Origin of the sequence: Campylobacter sp. RKI_CA19_01116 (assembly GCF_025771405.1) — a bacterium.
Taxonomy (GTDB): Bacteria; Campylobacterota; Campylobacteria; order Campylobacterales; family Campylobacteraceae; genus Campylobacter_D.
The window spans coordinates 1-26961 of sequence record NZ_JAKMQF010000010.1 but is presented as its reverse complement, the minus strand read 5'-3'; the positions used below and the strand labels follow the sequence as shown (position 1 = coordinate 26961).

General features: G+C 30.0%; 31 protein-coding genes. 23 read left to right on the top strand and 8 right to left on the bottom strand.

Features of this window, described 5'->3' with window-relative positions; all coding sequences use genetic code 11:
• Positions 1 to 36 precede the first annotated feature (36 nt).
• Genes murC through L8U41_RS07270 form a run of 11 tightly spaced genes read left to right on the top strand, consistent with a single transcriptional unit; the run spans position 37 to position 9796 of the window.
• The gene (gene murC, locus L8U41_RS07320) at positions 37 to 1329 is read left to right on the top strand and encodes a UDP-N-acetylmuramate--L-alanine ligase (protein WP_263728196.1); all 1293 of its coding nucleotides are present in this window, start codon (positions 37 to 39) and stop codon (positions 1327 to 1329) included.
• The gene (locus L8U41_RS07315; RefSeq protein ID WP_263728195.1) at positions 1322 to 1669 is read left to right on the top strand and encodes a hypothetical protein; all 348 of its coding nucleotides are present in this window, start codon (positions 1322 to 1324) and stop codon (positions 1667 to 1669) included. Before murC ends, L8U41_RS07315 begins: the two co-directional genes overlap by 8 nt.
• Entirely contained in the window at positions 1669 to 3867 is a 2199-nt protein-coding gene (locus L8U41_RS07310; RefSeq protein WP_263728194.1) for an endonuclease MutS2, read from the top strand. Before L8U41_RS07315 ends, L8U41_RS07310 begins: the two co-directional genes overlap by 1 nt.
• 45 nt (positions 3868 to 3912) lie before the next feature.
• The gene (locus tag L8U41_RS07305; RefSeq protein WP_263728193.1) at positions 3913 to 4611 is read left to right on the top strand and encodes an SIR2 family NAD-dependent protein deacylase; all 699 of its coding nucleotides are present in this window, start codon (positions 3913 to 3915) and stop codon (positions 4609 to 4611) included.
• On the top strand, positions 4605 to 5198 hold the full coding sequence (locus L8U41_RS07300) for a LysE family translocator (protein WP_263679630.1): 594 nt from the start codon (positions 4605 to 4607) through the stop codon (positions 5196 to 5198). Before L8U41_RS07305 ends, L8U41_RS07300 begins: the two co-directional genes overlap by 7 nt.
• Before the next feature lie 3 nt (positions 5199 to 5201).
• The gene (gene dapE, locus L8U41_RS07295; protein WP_263728191.1) at positions 5202 to 6302 is read left to right on the top strand and encodes a succinyl-diaminopimelate desuccinylase; all 1101 of its coding nucleotides are present in this window, start codon (positions 5202 to 5204) and stop codon (positions 6300 to 6302) included.
• 8 nt (positions 6303 to 6310) lie between these two features.
• The gene (thiS, locus tag L8U41_RS07290) at positions 6311 to 6502 is read left to right on the top strand and encodes a sulfur carrier protein ThiS (RefSeq protein WP_263728190.1); all 192 of its coding nucleotides are present in this window, start codon (positions 6311 to 6313) and stop codon (positions 6500 to 6502) included.
• Positions 6499 to 7299, top strand: coding sequence for a thiamine biosynthesis protein ThiF (gene thiF / locus L8U41_RS07285; protein ID WP_263728189.1), 801 nt, complete (start codon positions 6499 to 6501; stop codon positions 7297 to 7299). The genes thiS and thiF overlap by 4 nt, the downstream gene beginning before the upstream one ends.
• Positions 7299 to 8057 carry a thiazole synthase gene (locus L8U41_RS07280; protein WP_263728188.1) on the top strand — a complete coding sequence of 253 codons (759 nt, stop codon included), beginning with the start codon at positions 7299 to 7301 and terminating at the stop codon, positions 8055 to 8057. Before thiF ends, L8U41_RS07280 begins: the two co-directional genes overlap by 1 nt.
• 1 nt (position 8058) lies before the next feature.
• Positions 8059 to 9192, top strand: coding sequence for a 2-iminoacetate synthase ThiH (gene thiH / locus L8U41_RS07275; RefSeq protein ID WP_263728187.1), 1134 nt, complete (start codon positions 8059 to 8061; stop codon positions 9190 to 9192).
• Entirely contained in the window at positions 9182 to 9796 is a 615-nt protein-coding gene (locus L8U41_RS07270) for a thiamine phosphate synthase (RefSeq protein WP_263728186.1), read from the top strand. The genes thiH and L8U41_RS07270 overlap by 11 nt, the downstream gene beginning before the upstream one ends.
• Before the next feature lie 4 nt (positions 9797 to 9800).
• Here L8U41_RS07270 and L8U41_RS07265 read toward each other — a convergent pair whose 3' ends face one another.
• On the bottom strand, positions 9801 to 11162 hold the full coding sequence (locus L8U41_RS07265; protein ID WP_263683233.1) for a DASS family sodium-coupled anion symporter: 1362 nt from the start codon (positions 11160 to 11162) through the stop codon (positions 9801 to 9803).
• Positions 11163 to 11368: 206 nt separating this feature from the next.
• Between L8U41_RS07265 and mapA the strand changes: the two genes are divergently transcribed.
• From mapA to L8U41_RS07235, 6 genes are all read left to right on the top strand, one after another.
• On the top strand, positions 11369 to 12016 hold the full coding sequence (gene mapA, locus L8U41_RS07260; protein ID WP_263679641.1) for an outer membrane lipoprotein MapA: 648 nt from the start codon (positions 11369 to 11371) through the stop codon (positions 12014 to 12016).
• A complete protein-coding gene (locus L8U41_RS07255) occupies positions 12013 to 12585 on the top strand; it encodes a ComF family protein (protein WP_263728185.1) in 573 nt (190 codons plus the stop codon). The genes mapA and L8U41_RS07255 overlap by 4 nt, the downstream gene beginning before the upstream one ends.
• A 36-nt stretch (positions 12586 to 12621) precedes the next feature.
• The gene (gene gyrA / locus L8U41_RS07250; protein ID WP_263728184.1) at positions 12622 to 15207 is read left to right on the top strand and encodes a DNA gyrase subunit A; all 2586 of its coding nucleotides are present in this window, start codon (positions 12622 to 12624) and stop codon (positions 15205 to 15207) included.
• Positions 15208 to 15267: 60 nt separating this feature from the next.
• Complete coding sequence (locus L8U41_RS07245) at positions 15268 to 15786, top strand: LPP20 family lipoprotein (protein ID WP_257397303.1); 519 nt, start codon at positions 15268 to 15270, stop codon at positions 15784 to 15786.
• Entirely contained in the window at positions 15762 to 16208 is a 447-nt protein-coding gene (locus L8U41_RS07240; RefSeq protein ID WP_263679646.1) for a hypothetical protein, read from the top strand. The genes L8U41_RS07245 and L8U41_RS07240 overlap by 25 nt, the downstream gene beginning before the upstream one ends.
• A 62-nt stretch (positions 16209 to 16270) precedes the next feature.
• Positions 16271 to 17473, top strand: a complete 1203-nt coding sequence (locus L8U41_RS07235) for an ABC transporter permease (RefSeq protein ID WP_263728183.1) — start codon at positions 16271 to 16273, stop codon at positions 17471 to 17473.
• Between the two features lie 11 nt (positions 17474 to 17484).
• Here the strand turns inward: L8U41_RS07235 and L8U41_RS07230 are convergent, their stop codons facing one another.
• The 3 genes from L8U41_RS07230 to L8U41_RS07220 are packed head-to-tail and all read right to left on the bottom strand — an operon-like array spanning position 17485 to position 18911.
• Complete coding sequence (locus tag L8U41_RS07230) at positions 17485 to 18042, bottom strand: SCO family protein (protein ID WP_263728182.1); 558 nt, start codon at positions 18040 to 18042, stop codon at positions 17485 to 17487.
• A gap of 3 nt (positions 18043 to 18045) precedes the next feature.
• Positions 18046 to 18492, bottom strand: coding sequence for a hypothetical protein (locus L8U41_RS07225; RefSeq protein ID WP_263683239.1), 447 nt, complete (start codon positions 18490 to 18492; stop codon positions 18046 to 18048).
• A complete protein-coding gene (locus L8U41_RS07220; protein WP_039668649.1) occupies positions 18492 to 18911 on the bottom strand; it encodes a copper chaperone PCu(A)C in 420 nt (139 codons plus the stop codon). Before L8U41_RS07220 ends, L8U41_RS07225 begins: the two co-directional genes overlap by 1 nt.
• 110 nt (positions 18912 to 19021) lie before the next feature.
• On the opposite strand from L8U41_RS07220, the gene L8U41_RS07215 reads away from it, so the two are divergent.
• The 3 genes from L8U41_RS07215 to L8U41_RS07205 are packed head-to-tail and all read left to right on the top strand — an operon-like array spanning position 19022 to position 21262.
• Positions 19022 to 20008: a L,D-transpeptidase family protein gene (locus tag L8U41_RS07215; protein ID WP_412175032.1), complete on the top strand. Its 987-nt coding sequence runs from the start codon at positions 19022 to 19024 to the stop codon at positions 20006 to 20008.
• Positions 20008 to 21015 carry an alanine racemase gene (locus tag L8U41_RS07210; protein WP_263728181.1) on the top strand — a complete coding sequence of 336 codons (1008 nt, stop codon included), beginning with the start codon at positions 20008 to 20010 and terminating at the stop codon, positions 21013 to 21015. The genes L8U41_RS07215 and L8U41_RS07210 overlap by 1 nt, the downstream gene beginning before the upstream one ends.
• 37 nt (positions 21016 to 21052) lie before the next feature.
• Complete coding sequence (locus L8U41_RS07205) at positions 21053 to 21262, top strand: hypothetical protein (RefSeq protein ID WP_012661838.1); 210 nt, start codon at positions 21053 to 21055, stop codon at positions 21260 to 21262.
• Positions 21263 to 21265: 3 nt separating this feature from the next.
• On the opposite strand, the gene L8U41_RS07200 is transcribed toward L8U41_RS07205, so the two are convergent.
• Genes L8U41_RS07200 through hemB form a run of 4 tightly spaced genes read right to left on the bottom strand, consistent with a single transcriptional unit; the run spans position 21266 to position 25346 of the window.
• Positions 21266 to 22534, bottom strand: coding sequence for a (Fe-S)-binding protein (locus tag L8U41_RS07200; protein WP_263679652.1), 1269 nt, complete (start codon positions 22532 to 22534; stop codon positions 21266 to 21268).
• A 1-nt stretch (position 22535) separates the two neighbouring features.
• Positions 22536 to 23891, bottom strand: a complete 1356-nt coding sequence (gene hemN, locus L8U41_RS07195) for an oxygen-independent coproporphyrinogen III oxidase (RefSeq protein WP_263728180.1) — start codon at positions 23889 to 23891, stop codon at positions 22536 to 22538.
• A complete protein-coding gene (locus L8U41_RS07190; protein WP_257397313.1) occupies positions 23878 to 24363 on the bottom strand; it encodes a DUF2603 domain-containing protein in 486 nt (161 codons plus the stop codon). The genes hemN and L8U41_RS07190 overlap by 14 nt, the downstream gene beginning before the upstream one ends.
• A gap of 2 nt (positions 24364 to 24365) precedes the next feature.
• Positions 24366 to 25346: a porphobilinogen synthase gene (hemB, locus tag L8U41_RS07185; RefSeq protein WP_263728179.1), complete on the bottom strand. Its 981-nt coding sequence runs from the start codon at positions 25344 to 25346 to the stop codon at positions 24366 to 24368.
• Between the two features lie 69 nt (positions 25347 to 25415).
• On the opposite strand from hemB, the gene ribA reads away from it, so the two are divergent.
• The 3 genes from ribA to L8U41_RS07170 are packed head-to-tail and all read left to right on the top strand — an operon-like array spanning position 25416 to position 26922.
• Positions 25416 to 25976 (top strand): GTP cyclohydrolase II, encoded by a 561-nt coding sequence (gene ribA, locus L8U41_RS07180; RefSeq protein WP_263664192.1) that lies wholly within the window; start codon positions 25416 to 25418, stop codon positions 25974 to 25976.
• A 2-nt stretch (positions 25977 to 25978) separates the two neighbouring features.
• Positions 25979 to 26566 carry a 16S rRNA (guanine(527)-N(7))-methyltransferase RsmG gene (gene rsmG, locus L8U41_RS07175; RefSeq protein WP_412175031.1) on the top strand — a complete coding sequence of 196 codons (588 nt, stop codon included), beginning with the start codon at positions 25979 to 25981 and terminating at the stop codon, positions 26564 to 26566.
• Positions 26560 to 26922, top strand: coding sequence for a hypothetical protein (locus L8U41_RS07170; RefSeq protein ID WP_263664190.1), 363 nt, complete (start codon positions 26560 to 26562; stop codon positions 26920 to 26922). The genes rsmG and L8U41_RS07170 overlap by 7 nt, the downstream gene beginning before the upstream one ends.
• Positions 26923 to 26961 lie beyond the last annotated feature (39 nt).

Genomic DNA, 26961 nt, shown 5'->3' with positions numbered 1-26961 from the left:
ATTTTGCCTTAAATTTTCAAAAAATTTGAGGCAAGAATGCAAAAAATTCATTTTATAGGTATAGGTGGTATTGGAATTTCAGCTTTGGCGAGATTTTTAAAAGAGCAAGGCTTTAAGATTAGTGGTTCTGATATCAAAGAAAGTAAAATCACAAAAGAATTAGAAAAAGAAGGTATAGATATAAAAATTCCTCATCATAAAGACAATGTCAAAGATGTGGATTTGGTGGTGTATTCAGCTGCTATTAAAGAAGACAATGAAGAATTAATCAGCGCAAAAAAACAAAACATCAAAACGCTTTCAAGAAAAGAAGCCTTACCTATGATTTTAAAAGACAAAAGAGTTTTTGCAGTTGCCGGAGCTCATGGCAAAAGTACAACTTCAAGTATTTTAGCAAGCTTGATAGAAGCTTCTGTGATTATTGGTGCAGTGCTAAAAGAAAGTGGCACTAATATGCTTTATAAAGAAAGTGAAAATCTCATTTTTGAAGCTGATGAGAGCGATAGTTCTTTTTTAAACTCAAATCCTTATTTGGCTATAGTGACTAATGTTGAAGCAGAACATTTAGATCATTATGGAAACGATCTTGCAAGATTACACAAAGCTTATGAGGACTTTTTGCATTTATCTAAAATTCAAGTGATTAATGCTGAAGATGAGTTTTTATCAAGTTTAAATTTAAATAACGCTAAAAAACTTTACCCAAGTAAAGATATCACAAATATTTATATGAAAGTAGAAAATTTTAAGCCAAAAACCTATTTTACGCTTAAAGATTTAGGTGAATTTAGTGTTTTTGGTATGGGTGAGCATGTAGCGATGGATGCTGCTTTGGCTATTTTGGCTGCGAGTGAATTTATAAATATAGAAGAGCTAAAAACTAAGCTTTTAAAATACCAAGGCATTAAAAAAAGATTTGATATTTTATTTGCAAATGAAAATATGGCTTTGATCGATGATTATGGACATCATCCAACAGAAATCAAAACCACACTTAAAGCAGCAAATGAGTATGCAAAGCTAGCTGGATATGAAAAAATCATAGCTATTTTTGAGCCTCATCGTTATACGCGTTTAAGTGCAAATATAGAGTATTTTAGTGAAGTTTTAGCAAATGTTGATGAGCTTTATATTTTACCTGTGTATGCAGCAGGGGAAGCTAAAATAGAGATTAATATGCAAAAATACTTTCCAAAGGCTAAATTTATAAAAGAAATCAAAAGAGAAGAAAATGCTATTTATCTTGATGATGAGTTGATTGAAAATGGTTTGGTAATTGGCTTTGGTGCGGGAGATATAAGCACAAAGCTCAGGGGAAGGTATGTTTAAGATTTTTTTATATATCTTAGCTTTTTTTGCGATTTTACTTTTTTTCATTTTTTTGCGTAAAAAAATAGGTAAGATTAGTAATTATCTTTTGATTTTAGTGTTGATTTTAATGATTGCTTTTGCGATTAAATTTGAGCTAAGTGCCACAAGAAGCGGGGTTTTAAAAAAAGAAACGCTCAATGCGTTTTTACAAGGAAAAAGTCTAATTTGCAAAGATATTAATGTCACTAAAGAGTATTTTAACTTTGAGCATGGAACACAAAGTTTTATTTCAAATGGCAAAAATAAACAATTTAAAGCCTATGTTTTTGATATAAAAGATTGCAAGGTAGATAAATAATGCAAGGGCAATTTTTTAAAAAGCTAGATTTAGATGGCTATATAGAAGACTTTAGAGGACTTTTTGCAAGAGATAAAGAAATTTTTTTACAAGGTGATAGCAAGCTTCATTATAAAAGGATTAATGAGCTTTCGCTGATTGATTTTAATCCCCCGCCTATGATAGATGAGCTAAATAGTGCTTTAACTCATCTTAGCAAGCAAGGAATTTTGCATTTAAGTCAAAGCTTTGAATTTATTAAAATCTGTATGTATTTTAGATACTTAAAGGGCTTAAAATTTGAAGAAAGCTTAAAAGAATGGCTTTTAAAAATAGAAATTCCACAGGCTATTTTAGAACTTTTTGAGTATTTTGATGAAAAGGGTGAGATTAAAGAAAGTGTTGATGAAAGACTTGTTAATCTAAATTTAGCTCTAAAAATGAAAAAAGAAAGTTTGGTAGCTGAGTTTAAAAAACTCACCTATACTAAAAATCTTAGTGCATATTTGATCGATACACAAATCCATCTTATCAATGGTATGGAGGCCTTACTTTTACGCGGTGGATTTAATCATGTCTTAAAAGCAAAAATCATAGGTAGAAGTAGTGGTGGTGGATTTTATGTGGTACCTTTAAGCGTAGAAAAAATTCAAAGCCAAATTGATGAAATCAAAGATGCTAAAGAAGAAATTTTTTATGAATATGCTAAAAAAATCAGTTTGATTTTTTATAAAAATTTGATGTTTTTGAAATTTATCAATAATGCTTTTGATTTATTTGATCATTATAGCGCCAGAGTTTTGATGGCTAAAAAACATGATTATGAGTTTGTTTTAGCTGATAGTTCTAATAATTTAAGCTTATATAACTTCGCACATCCAGCTTTAAAAAATGCAAAAAGTGTTAATATAGAGTTTAATAAAAAAGTTTTAATCATCACGGGTGTAAATGCAGGTGGTAAGTCTATGCTTTTAAAAGGAATTTTAAGTGCAGCTTTACTTGCAAAGCATTTACTTCCTATGAGAATTAATGCACAAAAAAGCCAAATAGGCAATTTCAAAGAATTTGATGCGATTTTAGAAGATCCACAAAATGTAAAAAATGATATTTCTACTTTTGCAGGAAGAATGTTGCATTTTTCTAAGCTTTTGGGTAAGAAAAATGTTTTATTAGGGGTTGATGAGATAGAGCTTGGGACAGATTTTGAAGAAGCAGCGTGTTTATATACTGAGCTTATTTCTAAGCTTTTAGAACAAGATAATAAAATCATCATCACAACCCATCATAAACGCCTTGCTATGCTTTTAGCTAAAAATTCACAAGTTGAACTCATCGCTGCTTTGTATGATGAGGAATTATCACGCCCAAAATATGAGTTTTTAAAAGGTACTATAGGCAAATCTTATGCATTTGAAACGGCTTTAAGATATGGCATAAGTGCAAATTTAGTGCAAAATGCTAAAAAGCTTTATGGAGAAGATAAAGAAAATTTAGAAGAAATGGTAAGTAAAAATATCAATCTTGAACTTTCTTTACGCAAGAAAAATGAAGAACTTGAGAAAAAAGAAGCTAAGGTAGATGAAATTTTACTTTCACTTAAAGATCAAAAAGAAAAAAACGATCAAGAATTTAAAAAGCTTGTTTCTAATTTAGAGTTTAAATATCACAAAGCCATAGAAGAAGCTAAAAAAACAATAAATCTAAAAGATATCAAAGAAAAACAAAGAAGTTTAAACAAAGCCAATGAACTTAAAAAAAGCATTGTTTTGCCAAGTATGGAGCAAAATGAAGAACTTAGAGTTGGGGATTTTGTAAAATATGAAAAAATCAAAGGTAAAATCACAGCTATTTCAAAAAATGATGCGATGATTCAAAGCGATGGTTTAAGTTTGCGTGTGCCTTTAAAGCTTCTTAAAAAAAGCAATCAAACCCCTACACAAAAGGTAAAATCAAGTGTTAATGTAACCCGCCCAAGTGCTTTAAATATGACTTTAGATTTACACGGCTTAAGAAGTGATGAGGCGCTTGAAAGATTAGATAAATTTATTTCTGATGCTTTGATAGTGGGTTTTGATGAGGTGATAGTTTATCATGGTATAGGCACAGGAAAATTAGCTTTTGCGGTAAAAGAGTTTTTAAAAGCTCACAAAAGTGTAAAAAGCTTTAATGATGCTCCGATTAATCAGGGTGGTTTTGGCGCTAAGGTGGTTAAGCTTTAAGTAAAATTATAGTAAAACCTTAAAAACAATAATGAGGTTTATTAAATGAAACAAGTGATGATTTTAAGTGGAGCAGGTTTGTCTGCTCCAAGTGGTATAAAAACTTTTAGAGCTAATGGTGGGCTTTGGGAAGAGCATAATGTGATGGAAGTTTGCTCTGCAACTGGCTTTAGAAAAAATCCTAAAAAAGTTTTGGAATTTTACAATAAAAGAAGAAAAGAACTAGCTAGTGTTAAGCCAAATCACGCACATGAAATCATCGCTTTATTAAAACAAAAATTTCCAAAACAAATTAGCATTTTAACGCAAAATGTAGATGATTTATTAGAGCGAGCAGGTTGTGAAGAAGTGGTGCATTTGCATGGTTTTTTACCTGAGCTTAGGTGTTTAGAGTGCGAAAATATTTTTAACATAGGCTATGAAAGTAGTGATGATAAAATTTGTCCTAAATGTCAAAGCAAAAGTGTAAGACACAATATAGTGATGTTTGAAGAAATGGCACCAAATTATAAAATTTTATATGAAAAATTACAAAATTGCGATTTATTTGTATGTATAGGCACAAGTGGGCAGGTTTTACCCGTGGGAGAGTATGCAAGAGTATGTAAGCAAAGTATATTAAATAATCTTGATGAGGATAAATATTTAGAAAGTAATTTCACAAAAGTTTATATAGAAGATGTTTGCGCGGCTATTGATAAAATCAAAATCGATATAGAAAATTTCTTGGAAGCAAAATGCTAGAAGTAATCTTACAAGGCATAATTTTAGGTATGGGTGTGTCTGTGCCTTTTGGGCCTGTGAATATTTTGATCTTAAATACTGCTTTGTCTTCTTTTAAAAATGCTTTTTGTGTTGGACTTGGTGCTTTAAGTGCTGATATACTTTTTTTGATTTTGATTAATCTTGGGCTTTTAAGCTTTGCAAATAATGAATTTTTTTATAAAATACTAGCAGTTTTTGGCTTTTTCTTTTTGAGTTTTATGGTATTTTTAATGCTAAGAAAAACAAGAAAAGTCGATCTTAACAAGGTAAATAAAACACATCCTTTAAAAGGTTTTAGTAAAGGATTTTTCTTAAATGTTACAAATCCTTATGTTATAGGCTTTTGGGTGAGTGTAGCAGGGCTTAGTATGCAGAGTAAAAACTCTTTTGCTTTGCTTTTTGGTTTGGTGGGTTTTATTGTATTTTGGATTTTTACTCTATCGTTTTTTGTGTCTAAATTTAAAGCCCTTGTAAGAAATAAACATATATTTTATATCAATCTTTTTTCAGCATTTATTTTAGAGTATTTTGCTCTTTCTATGCTGTATAAAGCTTTTATAGGATAAAACATGCAAGTAGTTGAAATTTTTAAAGAATTAAGTAAATTTAAATCCATCACTCCAGATGATGATGGAGCATTAAATTATATCGCAGTGGAGTTAAGTGATTTTGAAGCTTTTTTTATAGAAAAAGAAGGTGTGAAAAATCTTTTGCTGACTAAAAAATTTAGCGATGATGGGGAACATTTGGCTTTTGGTGGGCATGTGGATGTAGTGCCTGCGGGAGAGGGTTGGAGTAGTGATCCTTTTGAGCCTTTAGAAAAAGATGGGTTCATTTATGTAAGAGGCGCGCAAGATATGAAAAGTGGTGTGGCTGCTTTTATGTGCGCGGTTAAGGAAGTGGAAAATTTCAAAGGAAGAATTTCGCTGATTTTAACAAGTGATGAAGAAGGCGAGGCTAAATTTGGTACGCTTGAAGTGCTTAAATTTATGCAAGAAAAAGATATGTTACCTGATTTTGCTGTGGTTGCTGAGCCAACTTGTGATAAAAAATTTGGAGATAGTATTAAAATAGGGCGTCGTGGCTCTATCAATGCAAAATTACTCATCAAAGGCAAACAAGGTCATGTAGCATACCCGCAAAAATGCATTAATCCTGTGCATAATTTTGCTTCTGCTTTGAAATTTTTAGCAGGATTTGATCTTGATCCAGGTGATGAGATATTTGCACCATCTAAAATTGTTATTACTGATATACGTGGTGGTATGGAAGTGTGCAATGTAACTCCAAATGATTTAAAACTGATGTTTAATGTAAGAAATTCTCCACAAACTAGCTTAGAAGATGTAAAAGCTTATATAGAAAAGACTTGTGAAGGACTTGATTATGAATTAAGCATAAATCAAAGCTCAAAGCCTTTTTTAACACAAAGTGATTCTAAAATCGTACAAAAACTAAATGAGAGCGTACAAAAAATCACTCAAATAGTACCAGAACTTAACACCAAAGGTGGCACAAGTGATGCAAGATATTTTGCTGAGTTTGGTGTGAAGGTAGTAGAATTTGGCGTGTGTAATGATAGAATTCATGCCATTGATGAGAGAGTGAGTATAGAAGAACTTGAAAAATTGTATTTAGTTTTTAAAGATTTATTAGAGAATTTTAACTAGGAAAAAACGTGATTATCAATGGACAAAAGCTTGAGTTAAAAGAGCTTAGGTTTATGGATTATGTTAAAGAAAAGCAATTAAAAATAGAATTTATCGCCTTAGAATTAAACGGAGAAATTATCCCAAGGGATAAATTTGAAAATCTAACTTTAAAAGAAAATGATAAAGTAGAGATTGTTACTTTTGTAGGTGGTGGTTGATGAGAATTAAATTTAATGGTAGTATGATAGACACGCATTTTAAAAACACTTTGGAATTTTTTCAAAGTGTGAGTAAAAATGAAAATGATGTATGGATAATCAATGGTTTTGCGACAAAAGAAAGTTTGGAGCTAAAAGAAAATGATGAGCTTTTTTGTATAGAAAAAAATACTTTACCACCATATGAAGCTCTTGATGCTATGATGAGAGCAAGACATACTCCAAAGCTTCATGATAAACTCAAAAAGGCAAGTGTAGCAGTGTGTGGGCTTGGTGGGCTTGGATCGCATATAGCTATAAATTTAGCAAGAAGTGGGGTTGGTAGGCTTCATTTGATTGATTTTGATGTGGTGGAGCCAAGCAATCTTAACCGCCAAGCTTATATGGTGGAAGATTTGGGTAAATTTAAGGCTGAAGCTTTAAAAGATCAAATCGCTAAAATTAATCCTTTTATAGAAGTATTTGCACAAGTTTTAAAAATAGAAAAAGAAAATATAGCCGAACTTTTTACAAATGATGATTTAGTTTGTGAAGCCTTTGATAGTGCAAAATATAAAGCTCTTTTAGCGCAAAATTTTCACCAACACTATCCTCAAAAAACATTAATTTGTGCTTCTGGCTTAGCAGGATATGGAGATAGTAATAGCATACAAACAAGAAAAATCGCAAAAAACTTTTATGTTTGTGGTGATTTAAAAAACGAGGCAAAAGTAGGCAATGGACTTATGGCACCGCGTGTAAATATTTGTGCAGGACATCAAGCAAATTTAGTTTTAGAACTTTTAGCGAGTGAGTAATGGAAAAATTAAAAATAGGAAAATATGAGTTTAATTCTAGGTTTATTTTAGGTTCTGGGAAATTTTCTTTTGAGCTTATAAGATCAGCTATTGAAGAAGCAAAAGTTGAGATTATCACCTTAGCTTTGCGTAGGGTAAATGATAAAGGCATAGAAAATATACTTGATTTTATTCCAAAGCATATCAAGCTTTTACCAAATACTTCAGGTGCAAGAAATGCTAATGAGGCATTGCGTATAGCAAGACTTGCAAGAGAGCTTGGTTGTGGAGATATGATTAAGGTTGAAGTAATTAGCGATAGTAAATATTTATTACCGGATAATTATGAAAGTATAAAAGCAGTGGAACTTTTAGCAAATGAGGGTTTTACGCCTTTGGTTTATATGTATCCTGATTTATATGCAGCACGTGCTATGGCTAATGCAGGAGCTGCTGCTATAATGCCTCTTGGAGCTCCCATAGGAAGCAATAAAGGCTTAAAAACTAAAGAATTTATACAAATTTTACTTAATGAAATTAGTTTGCCTATTATAGTTGATGCAGGCATAGGAAATCCCGCACAAGCTTGTGAAGCCATGCAAATGGGAGTAAGCGCAGTGATGGCAAATACTGCTATAGCTCAAGCTAAAGATGTAGCAAAAATGGCAAAGGCTTTTGCTTTAGCTATAGATGCAGGACATAATGCGTATTTAGCAGGCATAGCAAATGAAAGCACGCCAAGTGCAAGTTCACCTTTGAGTGGTTTTTTAAGAGATTAAAATGCAAAAATATCCTCATATGCAAAGTATTGAAAGTGAAATTTTAACTAAGGTTTTAAAAGAAGTTGAAAATTTTGATGAAAGTAAATTTAGCGCTTTTGATGTAAAACAAGCTTTAGCTAAAGATTATCTTAACTTAGAAGATTTAAAAGCCTTGCTTTCAAGCACAGCGGAAGATTTTATAGAAGATTTGGCGCAAAAATCAAGCAAGATTACTCAAAAATATTTTGGAAATTCCATTTTGCTTTTTACACCTTTATATCTTTCTAATTTTTGCAATAGCAAATGCACTTATTGTGGGTTTCAAAAAGGAAATAACATTAAAAGAGCTAAGCTAAATGAGGCTGAAATTCACAAAGAAATGCAAGAGATTAAAAAAAGTGGTTTGGAAGAAATTTTACTCTTAACAGGTGAGGGCAGGGAGTATGCTAGCGTGGAATATCTTGCCAAAGCTTGTGAGATAGCAAAAGAGTATTTTAAGGTCGTTGGGATTGAAGTTTATCCTATGAATGTAGATGAGTATGCGCTGCTTCATGAAAAGGGTTGTGAATATGTAAGTGTTTATCAAGAAACTTACAATCAAAAAACTTATTCTAAAATTCATATTGAAGGTGAAAAAAGTGTATTTGAGTATCGCTTCCATGCGCAAGAGCGAGCGTTAAAAGCGGGTATGAGAGGGGTTGCTTTTGGAGCTTTACTTGGTGTGGATGATTTTAGAAAAGATGCTTTTGCTACGGCTTTACATGCGTATTTTTTACAGCAAAAATACCCTCATGCTGAAATAGCTTTGTCTATCCCTAGATTAAGACCTATTATTAATAATAAAAAAATTCATCCAAAAGATGTAAGTGAAACAAGACTTTTGCAAGTTTTATGTGCTTATAGATTGTTTTTACCTTTTGCAGGTATTACGATTTCTACGCGTGAAAGAGCAGGATTTAGAGACGGGGTTATTAAACTTGGAGCTACTAAAATGAGTGCAGGTGTGAGCGTGGGAGTAGGTGAGCATCAAGGCGATAAAAAAGGTGATGATCAGTTTCAAATTAGTGATATGCGTAGTGTTGATGAGGTTTTAGCTATGTTAAAAAATGCAAATTTGCAAGCTATAATGAGCGATAGTATTTATGTGGGATAAAAAAGTCATTGCTATTAGCGATAGTCAAAATATCCAAGGAGATTTTTTAAATTTTATTGAAAAACTAAGTCAAAGTAGTATTGATGCTTTGGTGCTTAGAGAAAAACATTTAGATGAGTTAGAATACGCTAAATTAGCCAAAGAAGTATTAAAAATTTTTAATAAAACTCAAAAGATTTGCTTTTTGCATTATCATTATGAAGTTTGTTTAAAATTAAATCATCAATTTTTTCATGCTCCTTTATTTGTTTTACAAAATTACTCACAAAGCTATAAAAAATTTGAGCTTTTGGGTACTTCCATTCACTCTAAAGAAGAATTAGATTTAGCTTATAAGCTTAAAGCAGGTCATGCTTTTTTTGGGCATGTATTTAAAAGCTCTTGTAAGACTGATTTGACTCCAAAAGGTATTAAGAATTTAAAAGATTTGTTAGAAGTTTCAAAAATACCCATTTATGCCATAGGTGGCATAAATACTCAAACTATAAAACACTTAAAAGATTTAAATTTAGCAGGTGTGTGTATAAGAGAAGCTTTGTATAAAAGTGAAAATGTAAAAAAATATATTTTAAGATGTAAAGATCTTTTAGTCCAAAAGGACTAAAAGATTATAACCAGAAGAAATATGCAATTATTGCAAGGCTAATTGAGCAGAATATATTTAGTATAATTCCTACTCTTACCATTTCTTGTTGTTTGATATGGCCAGTACCAAAAACTATAGCATTTGGTGGTGTAGCAACTGGTAGCATGAAAGCACAAGAAGCGCCAATAGCAATAATTAAAGCAAGTCCTAAAGCAGGAACACCTAAAGTATCTGCTATAGAGATAAACAAAGGCACAAGCAAGGCTGCTGAAGCAGTATTTGAGGTAAATTCTGTTAAAAATACTATAAAAAATGCTATGATTAAGCCTATAACAAATAAATGTCCATTTTCTATAAATGAAATAATGGTATCAGCCATAACCTTGCTAGCACCTGAATCTTTTAACACTACACTTAGAGTAATACCTCCACCAAAGAGCATTAACACGCCCCAATCAGTATTTTTTTGTACATTTTTCCAATCAATTACTTTAAATGCACATACTAAAACAGCTGCAAGCAAGGCAATAATTGCATCAAGATTTGCTATTTTATGTCCAAAAATACTTGTGATGATAGGACCTATATTACCACTAAAAATCCAAGATAGCGCAACCACTAAAAAGATTATTAAAGTGATGATTCTAGGTCTTGTAAGTTCTATATTTTCAGTGTGTAAATCAACTTGTAGATTAAACCTTGGTTTAAACATAAAATACAAAATCAAAATCATTGCAGGTAAAAAGATTAAAACAATAGGAATACCATATTTTAACCATTGTGCAAAACTAATGTGTAATTGAGTAGCAACAATAGCATTTGGCGGAGTTCCTACTATAGTGCCTATACCACCTATGCTTGCACTAAAAGCTATACCTAAAAGAATGAAAACATAGGTGTTTCTATCTTTTTGTGGATCAAGTGAAGCTAGCATACCTATAGCAAGCGGAAGCATCATGGCTGCGGTTGCAGTATTACTCATCCACATAGATAAAAATGCAGTAGTGATAAAAATATATAAACTTGATAAACCTAAATGTCCTTTTGCCAGGGTTAAAATTTTATGCGCAATTAGCTTATCTAGTTTTTGATGATGCATGGCTGCTGCTAGAGCAAAACCACCAAAAAATAAAAAGATATTAGAATCAGCAAAGCCTGTTAAAGCCTTAGCAGTAGGTAATAATCCTAAGATGGCTGCTAAAACAGGTACTAAAATAGCTGTAATAGTAACATGCAAAGCTTCGCTAAGCCACAATATAGCGATAAAGATCAACAGGGATAATCCTTGGTTTACCTTAGTTTCGCCAAAAGGGGAGAAATAAAGCAAAGCGATAAATAACACTAAATCAGCAATAACTATAAGTGTTTTTGTGTTTGAACTCATTTAACAACTCCTTTAAAATATTGTAGTTTTGTAACATATTCTAAATGAATTTTCTTTTAAATATTAATTTTTATATAATTTTTTTTTACAAAATTATTTTTGTGTGAAAAAAAGTAATTTTTAGTAAAATTCATTTGTTTTTGGTATAATTTTTGCTGATTAAAAATCATCTTAATCAAAAAGATGATTGCTTTTAAGGAAAGATAATGTTTAAAAAAATGTTCGTATGTATTTTAGCTTTGTTTTTTGGCGCTTGTGCTGTAAACCCTAAAAATCAAGGTGTAGCTAAGGTTAATGAAGTTATAAAAATCCAAGCACAGTGTTATAATCCTTCTGATTCTAAAGCATATGAAGCAAAAATTAAAGGTCTTGTGTATATTAGTGATGTAGGACTTAAGTATTGTACAAATAAAAGAACAATTGATAAAAGTGCTTCTTTGAAAAAAGTTTATATTCATAGAGTGTATGATTTAAATGAGAATTTGAAATATTCTTCTTCTAATGGAAATAATTATTATATTAATGAAAATTTTAACTACTATTTTTATGTGTTTTTAAAAGAAGAATTAGAAAATAGAGGTATAGTAGTGGTTGAAAATACACAAGATTCTCCTTATGTTTTAAGAGTAGATTTAAGTTTTAATGATTTTTATTCTAAATTTGATTCTAATTCTTTATTTTCAATTATTGCTAGTCAGTTAACATTAAAAGATATTAACACTAATAAAACTATTAACATTAAAACTAAACAAGAAGTTAAAGGTTTTTATAATATTAAAGATCTGCCTTTCTTCACTCAGCTTCTTATAAAACAAGTAGCTAATAAATCTGCAGATATTATCAGTTCTTTGTGAGGTGTTTTAGTTGCCATGGATTTTCCTTTGTGAGCTTTTGTCCAGCTTGTAAGGAAGAGCTTTTAGAATATTCTTTAGGTATAAGAGAACTTGATAAAGGTTTTAAGGTTTATTATTTTTATCAATATGAACAAATTAAACATCTAATTTATTTTAAACACAAATTTCAAGGATATTTTGTTTTAAATGCGCTTGCAAAACTAAGTTTTGCTAAATTTAAAGATTTTTTTCAACCCTCTTGTGAAATTAATGCCATAGCCTTGGATGATAAAACATACAAAAACTACTCTCATACTGCTATTTTAACCAAACATTTAAAAACTCAATTTATAAAACCTATGTATCATGCTTTGCAAGCTAATTCAGAATTTAAATATAGTGGAAAAAGTTTGCAATTTCGTAAAGATAATAAAAGATCTTATAAGCTTTTAAAGCGTCCAAAATATCCTGTGATTTTAGTAGATGATGTTGTAACTACGGGATTAAGTTTGCTTGAAGCAAGAGAGCTTTTAGAAAAAAATAACATCGAAGTACTTTTTGCTTTAGTTTTAGCTAATGCAAAAGAATAATCTGCTAAAATATAAAGATTAATTTTAAGGATTTTTATGGAAAATATTTTTACTAAAGATTCAGATATTGAAAATATAGATATAGAAAGTTCTATAAAGAGTAGTTATTTAGATTATTCTATGAGTGTTATTATAGGCCGTGCTTTACCTGATGCTAGAGATGGGCTTAAGCCTGTTCATAGAAGAATTTTATATGCTATGAATGATTTAGGTGTTGGAAGTCGTAGTGCATACAAAAAATCAGCGCGTATAGTGGGTGATGTAATCGGTAAATACCATCCACATGGTGATACAGCTGTATATGATGCTTTAGTAAGAATGGCACAAGATTTTTCTATGCGTTATCCAAGCGTAGATGGGCAAGGAAACTTTGGTTCTATTGACGGTGATGGTGCTGCTGCGATGCGTTATACTGAAGCTAGGATGACGATTTTAGCTGAAGAACTTTTGCGTGATATAGAAAAAGATACAGTTGATTTTATACCAAATTATGATGATTCTATGAGTGAGCCTGATGTTTTACCTGCTAGGGTGCCAAATTTATTACTTAATGGTTCAAGTGGTATTGCAGTAGGTATGGCTACTAATATTCCTCCGCATAGCTTGAATGAGCTTATTGATGGTTTGCTTTATTTAATTGATAATAAAAATGCAAGCTTAGAAGAAATAATGCAATTTATTAAAGGTCCTGATTTTCCAACCGGTGGTATTATCTTTGGTAAAAAGGGTATTATAGAAGCTTACCGCACAGGTCGTGGTAGGGTAAAAGTAAGAGCAAAAACCCATATTGAAAAAAGAGTTAATAAAGATATTATTGTAATAGATGAACTTCCTTATCAAACCAATAAAGCAAGATTGATAGAGCAAATTGCTGAACTTGCTAAAGAAAAACAAATCGAAGGCATTGCTGAAGTTAGAGATGAGAGTGATAGAGAAGGAATTCGCGTAGTAATTGAGCTAAAACGCGATGCTATGAGCGAGATTGTGTTAAATAATCTTTTTAAATCTACCACTATGGAAAGCACTTTTGGTGTGATTATGCTTGCTATACATAATAAAGAACCAAAAGTTTTTTCTTTAATTGAACTTTTAAATTTATTCTTAAATCATAGAAAAACTGTAATTATTAGAAGAACTATTTATGAGTTGCAAAAAGCTAGAGCTAGAGCGCATATTTTAGAAGGTTTAAAAATAGCACTAGATAATATTGATGAAGTGATAGCTTTGATTAAAAACTCTCCTGATAATCCAACGGCTAAAAATTTATTAATGCAAAAATTTGGCTTAAGCGAGCTTCAATCTAATGCGATTTTAGATATGAAATTAGGTCGTTTAACAGGACTTGAAAGAGAAAAAATCGATAATGAATTAAGAGAATTATTAGCAGAAATTGAAAGACTTGATCAAATTTTAAAAAGCGAAACTTTGCTTGAAAATTTAATCAAAGATGAGTTAAAAGAAATCAGAACAAAATTTGATGTGCCAAGAATCACTCAAATTGAAGATGATTATGATGATATTGATATAGAAGATTTAATCCCTAATGAAAACATGGTAGTTACCATTACTCATCGTGGTTATATCAAACGTGTCCCAAGCAAGCAATATGAAAAACAAAAACGCGGTGGTAAAGGCAAGGTCGCGGTTACAACTTATGATGATGATTTTATAGAAAGCTTCTTTACGGCAAACACACATGATACTTTGATGTTTGTTACTGATCGTGGGCAACTTTATTGGCTTAAGGTATATAAAATTCCTGAAGGAAGTAGAACTGCTAAAGGTAAAGCTGTGGTTAATCTCATTAATCTGCAAGCAGATGAAAAAATCATGGCAATTATTCCAACTACTGATTTTGATGAGAGCAAATCATTGTGCTTCTTTACTAAAAATGGTATCGTAAAACGCACAAATTTAAGCGAATATCAAAATATTAGAAGCGTGGGTGTAAAAGCGATTAATCTAGATGAAAATGATGAGCTTGTTACTGCAATTATTGTAGCAAGAGATGAAAGTGAAATTGTAAATATAAATACAGACGAAAACTTAGAAGCAGAAGATAATCTGGAAATTGAAACAAATGAAAATAGCGAAGAGCTTGAAATTGTTAGTGGTAAAATGCTTTTTGCGGTTACTAAAAAAGGTATGTGTATTAAATTCCCACTTGCTAAAGTTAGAGAGATTGGCCGTGTAAGTAGAGGGGTGACTGCGATTAAATTTAAAGAAAAAGGTGATGAAGTTGTGGGTGCTGTTGTTATAGAAAATGACGCTCAAGAAATCTTAAGCGTAAGTGCAAAAGGTATAGGTAAGCGTACTGATGCAGGTGAATATAGACTTCAAAGTAGAGGTGGTAAGGGTGTAATATGTATGAAGCTTACTGCTAAAACAAAAGATTTAATCGGAATAGTCATAGTCGACGAAAGTATGGATTTAATGGCATTAACAAGCAGTGGTAAGATGATACGCGTTGATATGCAAAGTATTAGAAAAGCAGGTAGAAACACAAGTGGTGTGATTGTCGTTAATGTGGAAAATGATGAAGTGGTAAGCATTGCTAAATGTCCTAAAGAAGAAGATGAGGAATTAGATGCTGAAACTAATATGGATTTAAATTTAGAATAGTAAAATTCTGGAATGCTTTTTGCTATCTTAAATAATATCAAATAAATTGAAGGTGTAAAAATGAAAAAAGTTATTTTTATGTTTTGTTTGGCTTTAGGTTTTAGTGCGTGTGCACTAGATCAAAGAGGTGCGAAACCTGCTCAAGCTCAAGCTACTCAAGCTGCAAGTTCTGATGTTGTAGTTCAAAAAGTAGACAAAGATGATGTGCGTAATATCATTAGAGAAGAAAAAATGCTTGCAAATGATACAAGCACAGACAATGATTTAACTTTTACAGCAGTGGGTGAGGGTATTGCTCCTTTAAATACAGTTTCTGTTGGTCAAGCTTTGGCTTTAGCTAAAAGAGCAGCAATTACTGATGCTTATAGACAATTAGCTAGTAAGTTATATGGTGTAAGAGTTAATGGTAAAGATACAGTAAAAGATGCAATGCTTAAAAGTTCAACTATTACAGCACAAGTAAATGGTTTGATTAAAAATGCAAGTGTAGTTGATCAAGACTTTAAAGATGGTCTTTATAGAGTAAATGTAGAACTTAAAATCGATGCTGACAAGTGGAAAGAATTGTTTGCTTATTAATCCTTATAATTTTTAATGCTACTGCCCAAGATGAATTTATATTTTGGGCAGAACTCTCTAATAAAAATTTAATCCTTTTTCATCAAAATGAAACTATTTCTATGGCTATGACCAAGAGCAAAAAAAAGAATTTAGAATATGCTTGTGAGTTAGTTTATACATCAAGTGACTTGAAGTCTTTAGTGCGCAATGATTTTGGCATGGTAGATGAAGAGAAAATGACAAAATTAGATAAATTTAATTTTTTAAATGCTCACAAAAATGATTTAATTGATTGCTTTTTTAATGCAAAAATAGATGTAAAAGATTTTGTAAAAAGTGAACAAGCAAGCGCTCAAAGTGAAACTTATGTAAGAATTTTACCTTTAAGATTTATAGTTGAATTTCATGATAATAGTGCTTTTGTATATTATCTTAAATAAATACAAAGCTAGCTTTTATAAAAATCAAGTTAAAATACTTAAAAAAATATTAAGAGTATAAAATGCAAAAAAGTATCCCTCGTTATTTATTATTTAAATATTTGCGTTTTGATAAAGATCAACCCTTTATCATGCTTTCAAAAATTTTAGCCTTTTTAGGCGTGAGTATAGGGCTTTGCGTGCTTTTAGTTGCAATGGCTATTATGAATGGTTTTGATAAGGAATTTGAAAGAAAACTTTTTACTATGAATTATCCTATCACTATATTGCCACGTTTTGGAGCAAGTGTGGATGATAAATTATTACAAGAATTAAGAATCAAATTTCCAAATTTATTATTTAGTCCTTATATTGCTACTCAAGTCATAGCAAGAAATGATTTAAAATTAGAAGGCGGTATGCTTTTTGGGGTTAATTTTGAAGATGAAAAAAAGATCAATGAAGTAGTAGCTCAAGCTTTAGGAGATAAAAAATTAGATAATTTTGATATTTTAATTGGTAAGGGTTTAAAAGATGAATTTGGACTAGATGATAATGAAAAAATAACTCTAATTTTTTCAAATCTAAATGCTAGTGGTCTTTCGCTTATCCCGCAGGTTAAAAGATTTGATGTTAAGGCTGATTTTTCTTCAGGGTTATTAGCCTATGATAAAGCTTATATGTATACAGATGCTAAAGCCTTAGCTAAAATTTTATCATATCCTCAAGGAAATTATGATGGAGTGCATGTGTATTCAAATAAACCCTTTGAAGATATTAAACAAATTGATGCTTTTTTGGGTGCAAGATATGCTAGCATCGGTTGGTGGGAACAAAATGGGAATTTCTTTGCAGCTCTTGCTTTAGAAAAAAGGGCTTTGTTTATAGTATTAATGTTGATTATTTTAGTTGCAAGTTTAAACATAGTAAGCTCTTTATTGATGATAGTGATGAATAGACGCAGCGAAATAGCTTTATTGCTTTCCTTAGGTACTAGTAAGATAGAGATTAAAAAAACCTTTTTTTCTTTAGGGTTTTTAATAGGTGGAAGTGGTATTATAGCAGGTGTGATTCTTGCAGCTATAGCTTTATGGGTGCTTGGAAATTTTGATATTATTTCTTTGCCAAGTGATGTTTATGGTATGAGTAAATTGCCTTTAGAACTTTCTTTAGTTGATTTTTGTATTACACTTTTTGGAGCTATTGTGATTGTAAGTTTATCTTCTTATTATCCTGCCAAAAAAGCAACTCAAGTAGATATTTTAGATACTTTAAGAAACGAATAAATTGTAAAAGTTTATTCGTTTAAGAATTTTTGAATTTCGTTAAAAAAGCTTTCATAACTAATATCTTTTATGGTTTTAATAAATTTTCCCTTTTCATCGATCAGATAAAATTCACCACTATGCGCTATAGAATATCCCATAGCAGAATCTTTAAGATTGATTTTTTCATATACCACACCATAATTTTTAGTAACTTTTTCTAATTCTTTTTCATCTTTAGCAACTAAAGCAGTAGAATTTGGATAAAAATATTTTACCCATTGACTAGTTTGAGTTAGATTGCTATCTCTTGCTGGATCTAGTGAGATAAACACCACATGAGCTTTTTCTTTATTTGGCATTTTTTCTAAAACATTGGCAATTAAGGCAAGTTCACTAGGGCAAACATCAGGACAATATGTATAACCAAAATATACAATCAATTTTTTACCGATAAAATCTTTTAAACTAAGCATGCCTTTTTCAGAATTTAAGTGAAAATTGTATTTGTTATTTTCAAAATATTGCACTGATATAAAAAACACCCCAAAAATTACCACAATTAATAAAAAAATATTTATTTTTTTCATACTTTACCTTTTTACATCAAAGTCAAAATAAAAATCTAGTGGAGTTTCATCATCAAAAAGTTCTATTCTAAAACGCATCACATCTAGTGTACAAGAACTTAAAACTAATTTAGCATGATAAGTGTTGTTGATTTTTTTAAATTGTGGAACAATATCTCCCATATACATATTAAGCCCATAAACTCTAGCGTTTAGTTTTTTAAACTCACCTAAATTAGTGATATTTAAATCAAGTTCATTTAGTGTAGTTATAGGCTTTGGATTTAAATTTATCAAGATTTTTTTATCTTTAAAATTATACTCACACTCTTGGATATTTAGATCGCATGCTAAAGGCGTTAGAGTGGTGATTAACTCTCTTTTTTTCCCAGAATTTGTTGAATTAGTATAAAAATAAGCCCCGCATATAGCAAAGATTATAGCTAGGGCAAAGATAAGTAGATTTTTCATTATTTTTTAATACTTCTTGACTTAATATCTTTTAGTTCAATTGTGCTATTATCATCAAAATAAAGTGTTAAATTAGCTTTGGTTTGAGGTGTGATATTTTCTTTAAGATTTAGTATCATAATATGCATGCCACCTGGCTTAAGTTCAGCGCTTGAATTGGCTTTTATGGTAATTTGAGGGATTTGCACCATCATTTTTTTACCATTTTCCATGATATGATCGTGAATTTCAGTTGTATCACTTAATGAGCTTTGAGCTTTTATTAGTTTTATATCTTTATCAGAATTATTTTTAAGTTCCAAAAAAATTGCTGTTGTTTTAGAATTTGGCGGAGTTTGTCTAACATAAGGATCATTTATAGTGATTTCATTTGCAATAGCAAAGGTGCTTAATATAGCTAAACTAAGTAATTTTTTCATTATTATTCCTTTATATTTTTTAGTCAATCATAAACATTATACACGGAAAAAATTAAAAATATATTTATTGTAAAAATATTATAATTATCTCTTTGTTGTTTTAAATTTTAATAGAAAGGTATAAATTGTTTAAAACTATATTAGTATTATTTAGTCTGGTTGTATTTGTAAATGCAAGTGATCTTGCAAAAATTTATTTAAATCAAGGTATTGATGCAGTTGAAAAGGTGTTAGAGCAAGAATTAAGCAAGAAAGATTTTTGGCTTGATGAGATAAAAGATAAAAATGTTAGCCTTGGTTACTACGAAGAAAATGTAGCTATTGTATTGACTAATAAAAGCGACAAAATCATTAGAGTTTATCATTATAATGATGGAAAAGTAGAAAAGAAATTTATTCAAAAAGATGTTTTAACTGGTTTGGCTGGAGATAAAGAAATAGAAGGGGATTTAAAAACTCCTATAGGTTTTTATGAGCTTGGAAAGAAATTTTATCCTGGTGACCCATATTATGGACCATTTGCTTTTGCGACAACTTATCCAAACGTTTTAGATAAAACTTTAGGTAAAACAGGTGGTGGAATTTGGATTCATGGATATCCTTTAGATGGAACGCGTTTAGATACTTATAAAACTAGAGGTTGTATTGCTGTACAAAATGATTTACTAGAAGATTTTAATAAATTAGTCGCTGATAGAAAATCATATGCAATGACAGAGGAAAAAAATAAAGTAAGAACAAACCATGAAGAAGTTGCTATTTTGTTAGCAAATTTATTTGCTTGGAAAGACAGTTGGCAAAAAAGTGACATTGACAAATACTTATCTTTTTATGATCAAAAAATATTCAAGCATAAAAATAAATTTTCATATGAGCAGTTTGCAAAAAACAAACAAAGAATTTTTGCTAAAAAAGAAGAAAAAACTATTAAATTTTCAGATCTTAGCATAAGTCCTTATCCAAATGAAAAAAATGAGAAGATTTTTAGAATAGGATTTTATGAAGATTATCGTAGTACTAATTATAAATTCAAAGGAGAAAAAGTTCTTTATGTTAAGCTAGTTGAAGATAAAATGCAAATTTTAGCTGAACAATAATGGCTTATATAAAAATCGATCGCTTAGCTTATGAGTATAATCTTGACCTAATAGCCTCTAAGGCTGGAGGTTATGAAAAAGTAATTTGTGTTTTTAAAGATAATGCTTATGGTCATGGAGCTAAACTTTTAGCTCCTATAGCTAGAGCAAAAGGTATAAATTTTATAGCCGTAAAAAATGAAGCTGAAGCAAAAGAGCTTGAAAATATTTTTGATAATATCTTAATTTTATCTCATCAACCACATGGTAATGAAAGTGAAAAATTTATTTATGCATTAAATGCAAAAAATGACATAAAAAAGCTTAAAAAAAATACAAAAATTCATTTAGTCATAGATACAAACATGCATAGAAATGGAATTTTGCTTGAAGAAATTCAAGAAGTGATGCAAGGGTTAAAAAGTAATAATTTGATACTTCATGGAGTGATGATGCATTTTGCAGGAAGTGATGAAGTAGATGCAAGTTATTTTGTGCAAAAACAAAAATTTCAATACGCTAAAAAGTTAATTTATAATTTATTACAAGAAGAGGCTAAGAACTTAGTATTTCATTCTCATAATTCTGAAGCTTTATTTAGAGCAAATACTTTAGAAGATGATGAGTATTGTAGAGTAGGGCTTGTACAGTTTGGTTATGCGCATTTTAATAAAGACTTGCGTAGGGTTTTGAGTTTATGGGCTGAAAAATTAAGCCAAAGAGTGTTAAAAAAAGGTCAAAGTGTTGGTTATGGTGGAATGTATAGTGCAAAAGAAGATATCGAAATAGCAACTTATGATTTAGGTTATGCTGATGGGCTTTTGCGTTATGATGGTAAAAAAGATTTTTTTCTTCCTAATGGTAAAAAAATACTTGGAAAAATGTCTATGGATAGCTTTTCTTGCGAGAATGATAGTGAGGTAATTTGTGTTATGAATGATGCAAATGTTATGGCCAACTTTTTTAATACTATTAATTATGAAATTTTAGTAAAACTTTCTCCAAATTTAAAAAGAATTGTAATTTAAGATAAAAAGTACTAATATATCTAAAGAAAGGATAAATATGGCATTTTTAAATTGGGCTATTTTAATTTTATTTTTATTTATAGTGTTTTTGCTGATTAATCGTTATGAAAGAAAAATAAAGATTTTGCATAAAAATATAGAGATTTTAAAAAATGAATGCAAGAAAAATAGTGAAAACATAGAACAAAATAGAATTTTAATAGAAAAAAATAGATCAAACATTGAAGATATTAAACATCAAGATTAGTTTTCAATCTTGAAGTGTTTTAGCTATAAGTTCTAATGGGTGTAAAAATCTTGTGGAAATTTTTTCATGCTCTAATGCATTTGAAATTTGCATTCTACAAGCTGAGCACTCTGCACTAATGATTTCTACATTACTTTTTTGTATGTTTTGAGCTTTTTTTATGCCAACTTGCAAAGCTTTTTCATAATGATCAGTTTGCATGCTAACTCCACCAAAACCACAGCACTCATTTGACTTGATAAGTTCTTTAAAAGCATAATTTTGCTTTAGCAGGGCTCTTGGTTCTTTAAAAACCCCTTGCATTTTTCTTGCATGGCAAGGATCATGATATGCGATTTTTGTATTTGTTTTTTTCTTTGTTTTTAAAAGTTCTTCTAAATTAGTGTATTCATAAAAATATTTTGTTGCAAGTAGTATTTTACTGGAAATATTTTTAGCTCTTATTGCCCATTCTTCATCATTTTGCATATGGAAAAAATGTTCATAGTCTATATTAATCATCGCAGAGCAGGTCGCTTCTGGGATAATGATATAATCCAGTGTTTTTAATTTTTCCTCAAAATAAATGATATTTTTTTTAGCTAATTTTTCTACACTGTTAAAATCTCCGGTAAAATAATGAGGAGCACCACAACAAGATTGATCTTTTAATAAATCCACATTGATTTTAAGATGTTTACAAATTTCAAGCAAGGCAAAACCTGTATTAGTGTAGGAATAATTAGATAAACAACCTATAAAAAGTCCTATAGTTTTTTCGCCTTGATTGTTTATAAAATCAGGATTAGAGGCTAAAAAACTTTTCTTAGCTAAAGAAGGCAATAAGCGGTCTTTTTTGATTAAAGGTAGGCTAAATTTAGCTTTCATTCCTAAATTTTTATGTTGCAAGCTAAAAGCACAACTTTGAAAAACATAGCCTAATCTTGCTAAGATATCTAAAATCTTTCTGTGTCTTAAAAAAAAGAAAGCAAGCTTTTTATACCATGCTATGCCAAATTTTTGAGCTATATCAAAGCGTGCTTTTTCAATAGCGCTATCTACTCTTAAATGACTTGGACAAACTTCAACGCAATTTGTGCATAAAAAACATGATTCGAAAGTTTTTTTAAGATTTTTATCAAGTTCTAGTTCTTGATTTTTATAAGCACTAATTAAATCCAAAAAACCACGAGGGGAAGTGCTCTCATCGCGGTTTATTTCATGTATAGTACAAACTGGTATGCATTTACCACATTTTACGCAAGCGTTAGAAATTTCATTAACATTTAGCATATTAAACCGTTTTAGAAAATACTTTTTTATCTTCACTAATGCGTTTTAAATATTTATCAAAACACATAGCAATATTACGTATTAAAAGCACCCCTGTTTCATTAACTTTGATATAATTTTCATCTATAGTGACAAATTCGCCAAGTTCTTCAAGTTCTTTTAAATCTTGTTTAAAATATTCAAAAAAATCAATCTTAAATTTATTTTCTATATTTTTTATATTAAGTGCAAAATTACTCATAAGTTCCATAATAACAGCTTTTCTTAATTCATCATCATCATCAAGCATAATACCTTTTTCACAAGGTAATCTACCCTCATCAATAGCTTTTTCATAACTTGGCATGTCTTTGAAATTTTGCATATAATGTCTTTGTCCTTCGCCTATACTTGTTAAGCCAATGCCAATTAAATCAGTTCCACCTTTTGTAGTATAGCCTTGGAAATTTCTATGCAAGCTACCATTTTCTAAAGCTTTAAAAAGTTCATCTTGTGGTTTTGCAAAATGATCCATTCCTATCATTTTATAACCATTTTGAGTTAAAAATTTTTCACAGTATTCTAAAATCTGAAGTTTTACATCAGGGCTTGGTAATGTGCTTTCATCAAATTTTCTCATATTTTTTTTAAGCCAAGGCACATGTGCATAGTTAAAAATAGCAAAACGATCAGGATTGATTAGTAATGCTTTTTCTAAAGTTTGCTTAAAACTTTCTAGGCTTTGATAAGGAAGACCATAGATTAAGTCCATATTTACTGAGTTAATTCCCTTTTTTCTTACCATATCTACTGCATTTTTGGTTAATTCAAAAGGTTGAATTCTATGAATTTCCTTTTGAACTTTTTCATCAAAATCTTGCACGCCAAAACTAATACGGTTAAAACCATTTTGAATCAAAACATCAGCTTGTTCTTCATTTAAAAATCTAGGATCAATCTCACAGCTTACTTCACTATCTTGGGTAAAATTTGGAAAAATGCTTTTAATTTTTAAAATCAAACTTTGTAATTGTTTGGCGCAAAAGAATGTAGGTGTACCACCACCAAAATGCATTTGAGCTACTTCTCTTTGGGTGTTGATGATATTTGCTAAAAGATCAAGTTCTTTAAAAAGATAATTTAAATATCTTTCTTTGCTTTCTTCTTTAGCAGTATATATTACATTACAACCACAAAAATAGCAAGCGCTTCTACAAAAAGGCAAATGAAAATACAAAGACAATTGTGCTTTTTGATCTTTTAAAATTTGTATATAATCTTCATATTTAAACTGAGTGTTAAACTCCACTGCAGTAGGATAAGATGTATATCTTGGGCCTGCTTTGGAGTATTTAACAAAGCTTTTATAATCTTTCATTTGGTTTTACCTTTTGCATCATTTCTTTCATGTTAATAAACAAATTAGGATGTTTAGCATGAATATTGCTAATTAGTTGATCTAAATCAATATTTACTTCTTTTACGCCTTTGGCAACTTGATGTTTAATCTCATCCATAGCAACCGTCCAAACATCGTTAAAATCAATAGGAATTTGTTGATAAATAGCCTTTTCTAATTTGAGTTCAAAATTATCTTTTTGCACCTCTTTGGCATTTTGTAAAAACTCAATTAGGGTTTTTACAGAAAACATAGTTTTAACTTCACCATTTTCATCTACTATAAACCATGGTTCAGGTGCTAATTCATGGCCATTTTTTAAGCTTAATTTTTTTTCTTTTTCGTTTATATGAGTTAGATGAAATATGGTTTGATTGTGTTTTTCTATACCCAAATAATTTGATAATTCATTAATGATATCTTGAGAACTTTTTTTACTTAGACTATCCAATCTTACTCCTTGTTTAATAATTTTGCAATTTCTTTTGCATGATAAGTTATGATAAGCTTAGCTCCTGCTCTTTTAAATGCAAGCATAGTTTCAAGTACTATTTTTTCATAATCAATCACGCCTGCTTTTTGACCTGCTTTTAATAAAGCATATTCGCCACTTACATTATACACACAAAGTGGAAGTTTGGAATGATTTGCTATATCTTTAACTACATCTAAATACGCAAGCGCTGGTTTAACCATCAAAATATCAGCACCTTGTTTTTCATCTTCTAAGCTCTCGCATAAGGCTTCTTTACCATTAGCAAAATCCATTTGATAGGTTTTTCTATCCCCATAGCTTGGCGCAGAATCAGCCACATCTCTAAAAGGTCCATAATAAGCTGAGGCAAATTTAGTAGAATAAGCCATAATAGGTAAATTCTCAAAACCATTTTCATCTAAAGTTTTTCTTAAAGTTTCAATAATGCCATCCATCATACCGCTTGGTGCTATCATATCAGCGCCATTTTTGGCATGAATTAGAGCTTGTTTGGCTGAAATTTCTAAAGTTAAATCATTATCCACACTTTTGCTTTTTGGATCAATAATACCACAATGACCATGATCAGTATACTCACAAAAACAAAGATCGGTAATCACTACTAAATTAGGAAATTTTGCCTTAATAGCTCTTAGACTTGTAGCAATCAAACCATCATCGCTCAATGCATCACTTCCACAGCTATCTTTTTTAGAACTTTCTAGCACACCAAATAAAATAATAGCTTTAATGCCAAGACTAATTAGTTCTTCGCATTCTTTTAAAATTTCATCTAAGCTCATTTGAAACACACCTGGCATAGATGTGATTTCATTTTTAATATTAGTACCATTTACAACAAAAAGGGGGTAGATTAAATCATCTAAATTTAAAGTATTTTCTTTTACTAGACTTCTAATATTCTCATTTAGTCTTAATCTTCTAAAACGTTTAAACATAAATTTCCTTTTTGTTTGTTAAAATTGCTTAAATTCTAGCATATTTTTTGTAAAAAGGTGAAGAAAATAATGACTATTCAAATTTCTGAAATAGCAAAACTTCCCACTCGTTTTGGAGAATTTAATATACAAAGTTTTAAAGAAAATGACAAAGAACATCTTTGTATTTTTAAAGGAAAATTAGAAAAAGAAGTTAATATTAGAATCCATTCAGAATGTTTAACAGGTGATGTTTTAGGAAGTTTAAAATGTGATTGCGGTGAGCAACTTGACTTTTCATTAAAATATATCCAAGAGCATGGTGGTATGGTGATTTATCTAAGACAGGAAGGAAGGGGCATAGGACTTTTTAATAAAATTAATGCTTATGCTTTGCAAGATAAGGGTTTTAATACTATAGAGGCAAATCATCAATTAGGATTTAAAGCAGATGAGCGTAGTTATGAAATAGTAGATTTTATGCTTAAACATTATCAGATTACTAAGATTAATCTTTTGACTAATAATCCTGAAAAACTTAGCTCTTTAAAAGGAAAAGTAAATTTAAGAATTCCTATTTTAATTGAAGCAAATCGTTTTAATAAAGATTATTTGGAAATTAAACATACGCAAATGGGGCATTTAAATTGAAAATTTATGAAGAGCAATTAAATTTTTTAAAAGATTTTACAAATAAAGATGATTTTTACCAAAGAATCGCGCTTTATAAAGAGTTGTTAAAAAAATTTAATGCTGTGCATAATCTAACTCATCTTGAAAACATAGACGACAATATTATTGATAGTATAAAAATTTTAGACTATTGTGATTTGACTGATAAAAAAAAGATTGTTGATGTTGGAAGTGGGGCTGGTTTTCCTGCAATATTTTTAGCATGTATTTTAGAAAATAGTAATTTTTTTCTATTTGAACCTAGTGTTAAAAAGGCTTCTTTTTTAAGAGTGATTAAAACTGAGCTTAATTTGATAAATATAAATATCATAAAAGAAAAATTACAAAATCATTTACCTTTCAAAGTAGATTTAATCACATCAAGGGCTTTGATGGATATAAAACCTTTGATTGAAATTTCAAATGGTTTTTATGATGAAAAAACTTCATTTTTGCTTTATAAAGGTAGCGAGGTTTATGATGAACTACAAGGAATGAAAGATTATAAAATTTTCAACCGTGGTTTTAGAAATTATTGTCTTTTAAAAGTAAAGGAAAAGCTATGTTAATTTTTGGACATCCTTTGATAAATATGCAAAAATTTAGTCATTATGAAAATATTTTTATTAAAACCAATGTGAATTGTTTTGAATATGATGAATCGGTTATTAAAAATGCAAAAGATGAAAAAGTAGATTTTGGTATTTTTGTTAAAAACGAAGAAGAAATTTTACTTTCTAATGCATTGGGTGCAAAATACATTTTGATAAAAGATGAAAATTTGGCAAAAATTGCATCAAAGATGGCCGAGTTTTATATGTTTGATTCTAAAATTTTATTTTTGCTTGATACTTTAAAAAATAACCTGAAAAAAGCTTATGAATTAAATGTAGATGGAGTTTGCTTAAAATCCTTCATCAACTAAACTAAACCCATTAAGGGTTTAGTTAATTATTTAAAACTT

Coding starts and splice junctions, on each gene's coding strand:
- murC (WP_263728196.1), top strand. CDS start 37: ATGCAAAAAATTCATTTTATAGGTATAGGTGGTATTGGAATTTCAGCT.
- L8U41_RS07315 (WP_263728195.1), top strand. CDS start 1,322: ATGTTTAAGATTTTTTTATATATCTTAGCTTTTTTTGCGATTTTACTT.
- L8U41_RS07310 (WP_263728194.1), top strand. CDS start 1,669: ATGCAAGGGCAATTTTTTAAAAAGCTAGATTTAGATGGCTATATAGAA.
- L8U41_RS07305 (WP_263728193.1), top strand. CDS start 3,913: ATGAAACAAGTGATGATTTTAAGTGGAGCAGGTTTGTCTGCTCCAAGT.
- L8U41_RS07300 (WP_263679630.1), top strand. CDS start 4,605: ATGCTAGAAGTAATCTTACAAGGCATAATTTTAGGTATGGGTGTGTCT.
- dapE (WP_263728191.1), top strand. CDS start 5,202: ATGCAAGTAGTTGAAATTTTTAAAGAATTAAGTAAATTTAAATCCATC.
- L8U41_RS07280 (WP_263728188.1), top strand. CDS start 7,299: ATGGAAAAATTAAAAATAGGAAAATATGAGTTTAATTCTAGGTTTATT.
- thiH (WP_263728187.1), top strand. CDS start 8,059: ATGCAAAAATATCCTCATATGCAAAGTATTGAAAGTGAAATTTTAACT.
- L8U41_RS07270 (WP_263728186.1), top strand. CDS start 9,182: ATGTGGGATAAAAAAGTCATTGCTATTAGCGATAGTCAAAATATCCAA.
- L8U41_RS07265 (WP_263683233.1), bottom strand. CDS start 11,162: ATGAGTTCAAACACAAAAACACTTATAGTTATTGCTGATTTAGTGTTA.
- mapA (WP_263679641.1), top strand. CDS start 11,369: ATGTTTAAAAAAATGTTCGTATGTATTTTAGCTTTGTTTTTTGGCGCT.
- gyrA (WP_263728184.1), top strand. CDS start 12,622: ATGGAAAATATTTTTACTAAAGATTCAGATATTGAAAATATAGATATA.
- L8U41_RS07245 (WP_257397303.1), top strand. CDS start 15,268: ATGAAAAAAGTTATTTTTATGTTTTGTTTGGCTTTAGGTTTTAGTGCG.
- L8U41_RS07235 (WP_263728183.1), top strand. CDS start 16,271: ATGCAAAAAAGTATCCCTCGTTATTTATTATTTAAATATTTGCGTTTT.
- L8U41_RS07230 (WP_263728182.1), bottom strand. CDS start 18,042: ATGAAAAAAATAAATATTTTTTTATTAATTGTGGTAATTTTTGGGGTG.
- L8U41_RS07225 (WP_263683239.1), bottom strand. CDS start 18,492: ATGAAAAATCTACTTATCTTTGCCCTAGCTATAATCTTTGCTATATGC.
- L8U41_RS07220 (WP_039668649.1), bottom strand. CDS start 18,911: ATGAAAAAATTACTTAGTTTAGCTATATTAAGCACCTTTGCTATTGCA.
- L8U41_RS07210 (WP_263728181.1), top strand. CDS start 20,008: ATGGCTTATATAAAAATCGATCGCTTAGCTTATGAGTATAATCTTGAC.
- L8U41_RS07205 (WP_012661838.1), top strand. CDS start 21,053: ATGGCATTTTTAAATTGGGCTATTTTAATTTTATTTTTATTTATAGTG.
- L8U41_RS07200 (WP_263679652.1), bottom strand. CDS start 22,534: ATGCTAAATGTTAATGAAATTTCTAACGCTTGCGTAAAATGTGGTAAA.
- hemN (WP_263728180.1), bottom strand. CDS start 23,891: ATGAAAGATTATAAAAGCTTTGTTAAATACTCCAAAGCAGGCCCAAGA.
- hemB (WP_263728179.1), bottom strand. CDS start 25,346: ATGTTTAAACGTTTTAGAAGATTAAGACTAAATGAGAATATTAGAAGT.
- ribA (WP_263664192.1), top strand. CDS start 25,416: ATGACTATTCAAATTTCTGAAATAGCAAAACTTCCCACTCGTTTTGGA.
- L8U41_RS07170 (WP_263664190.1), top strand. CDS start 26,560: ATGTTAATTTTTGGACATCCTTTGATAAATATGCAAAAATTTAGTCAT.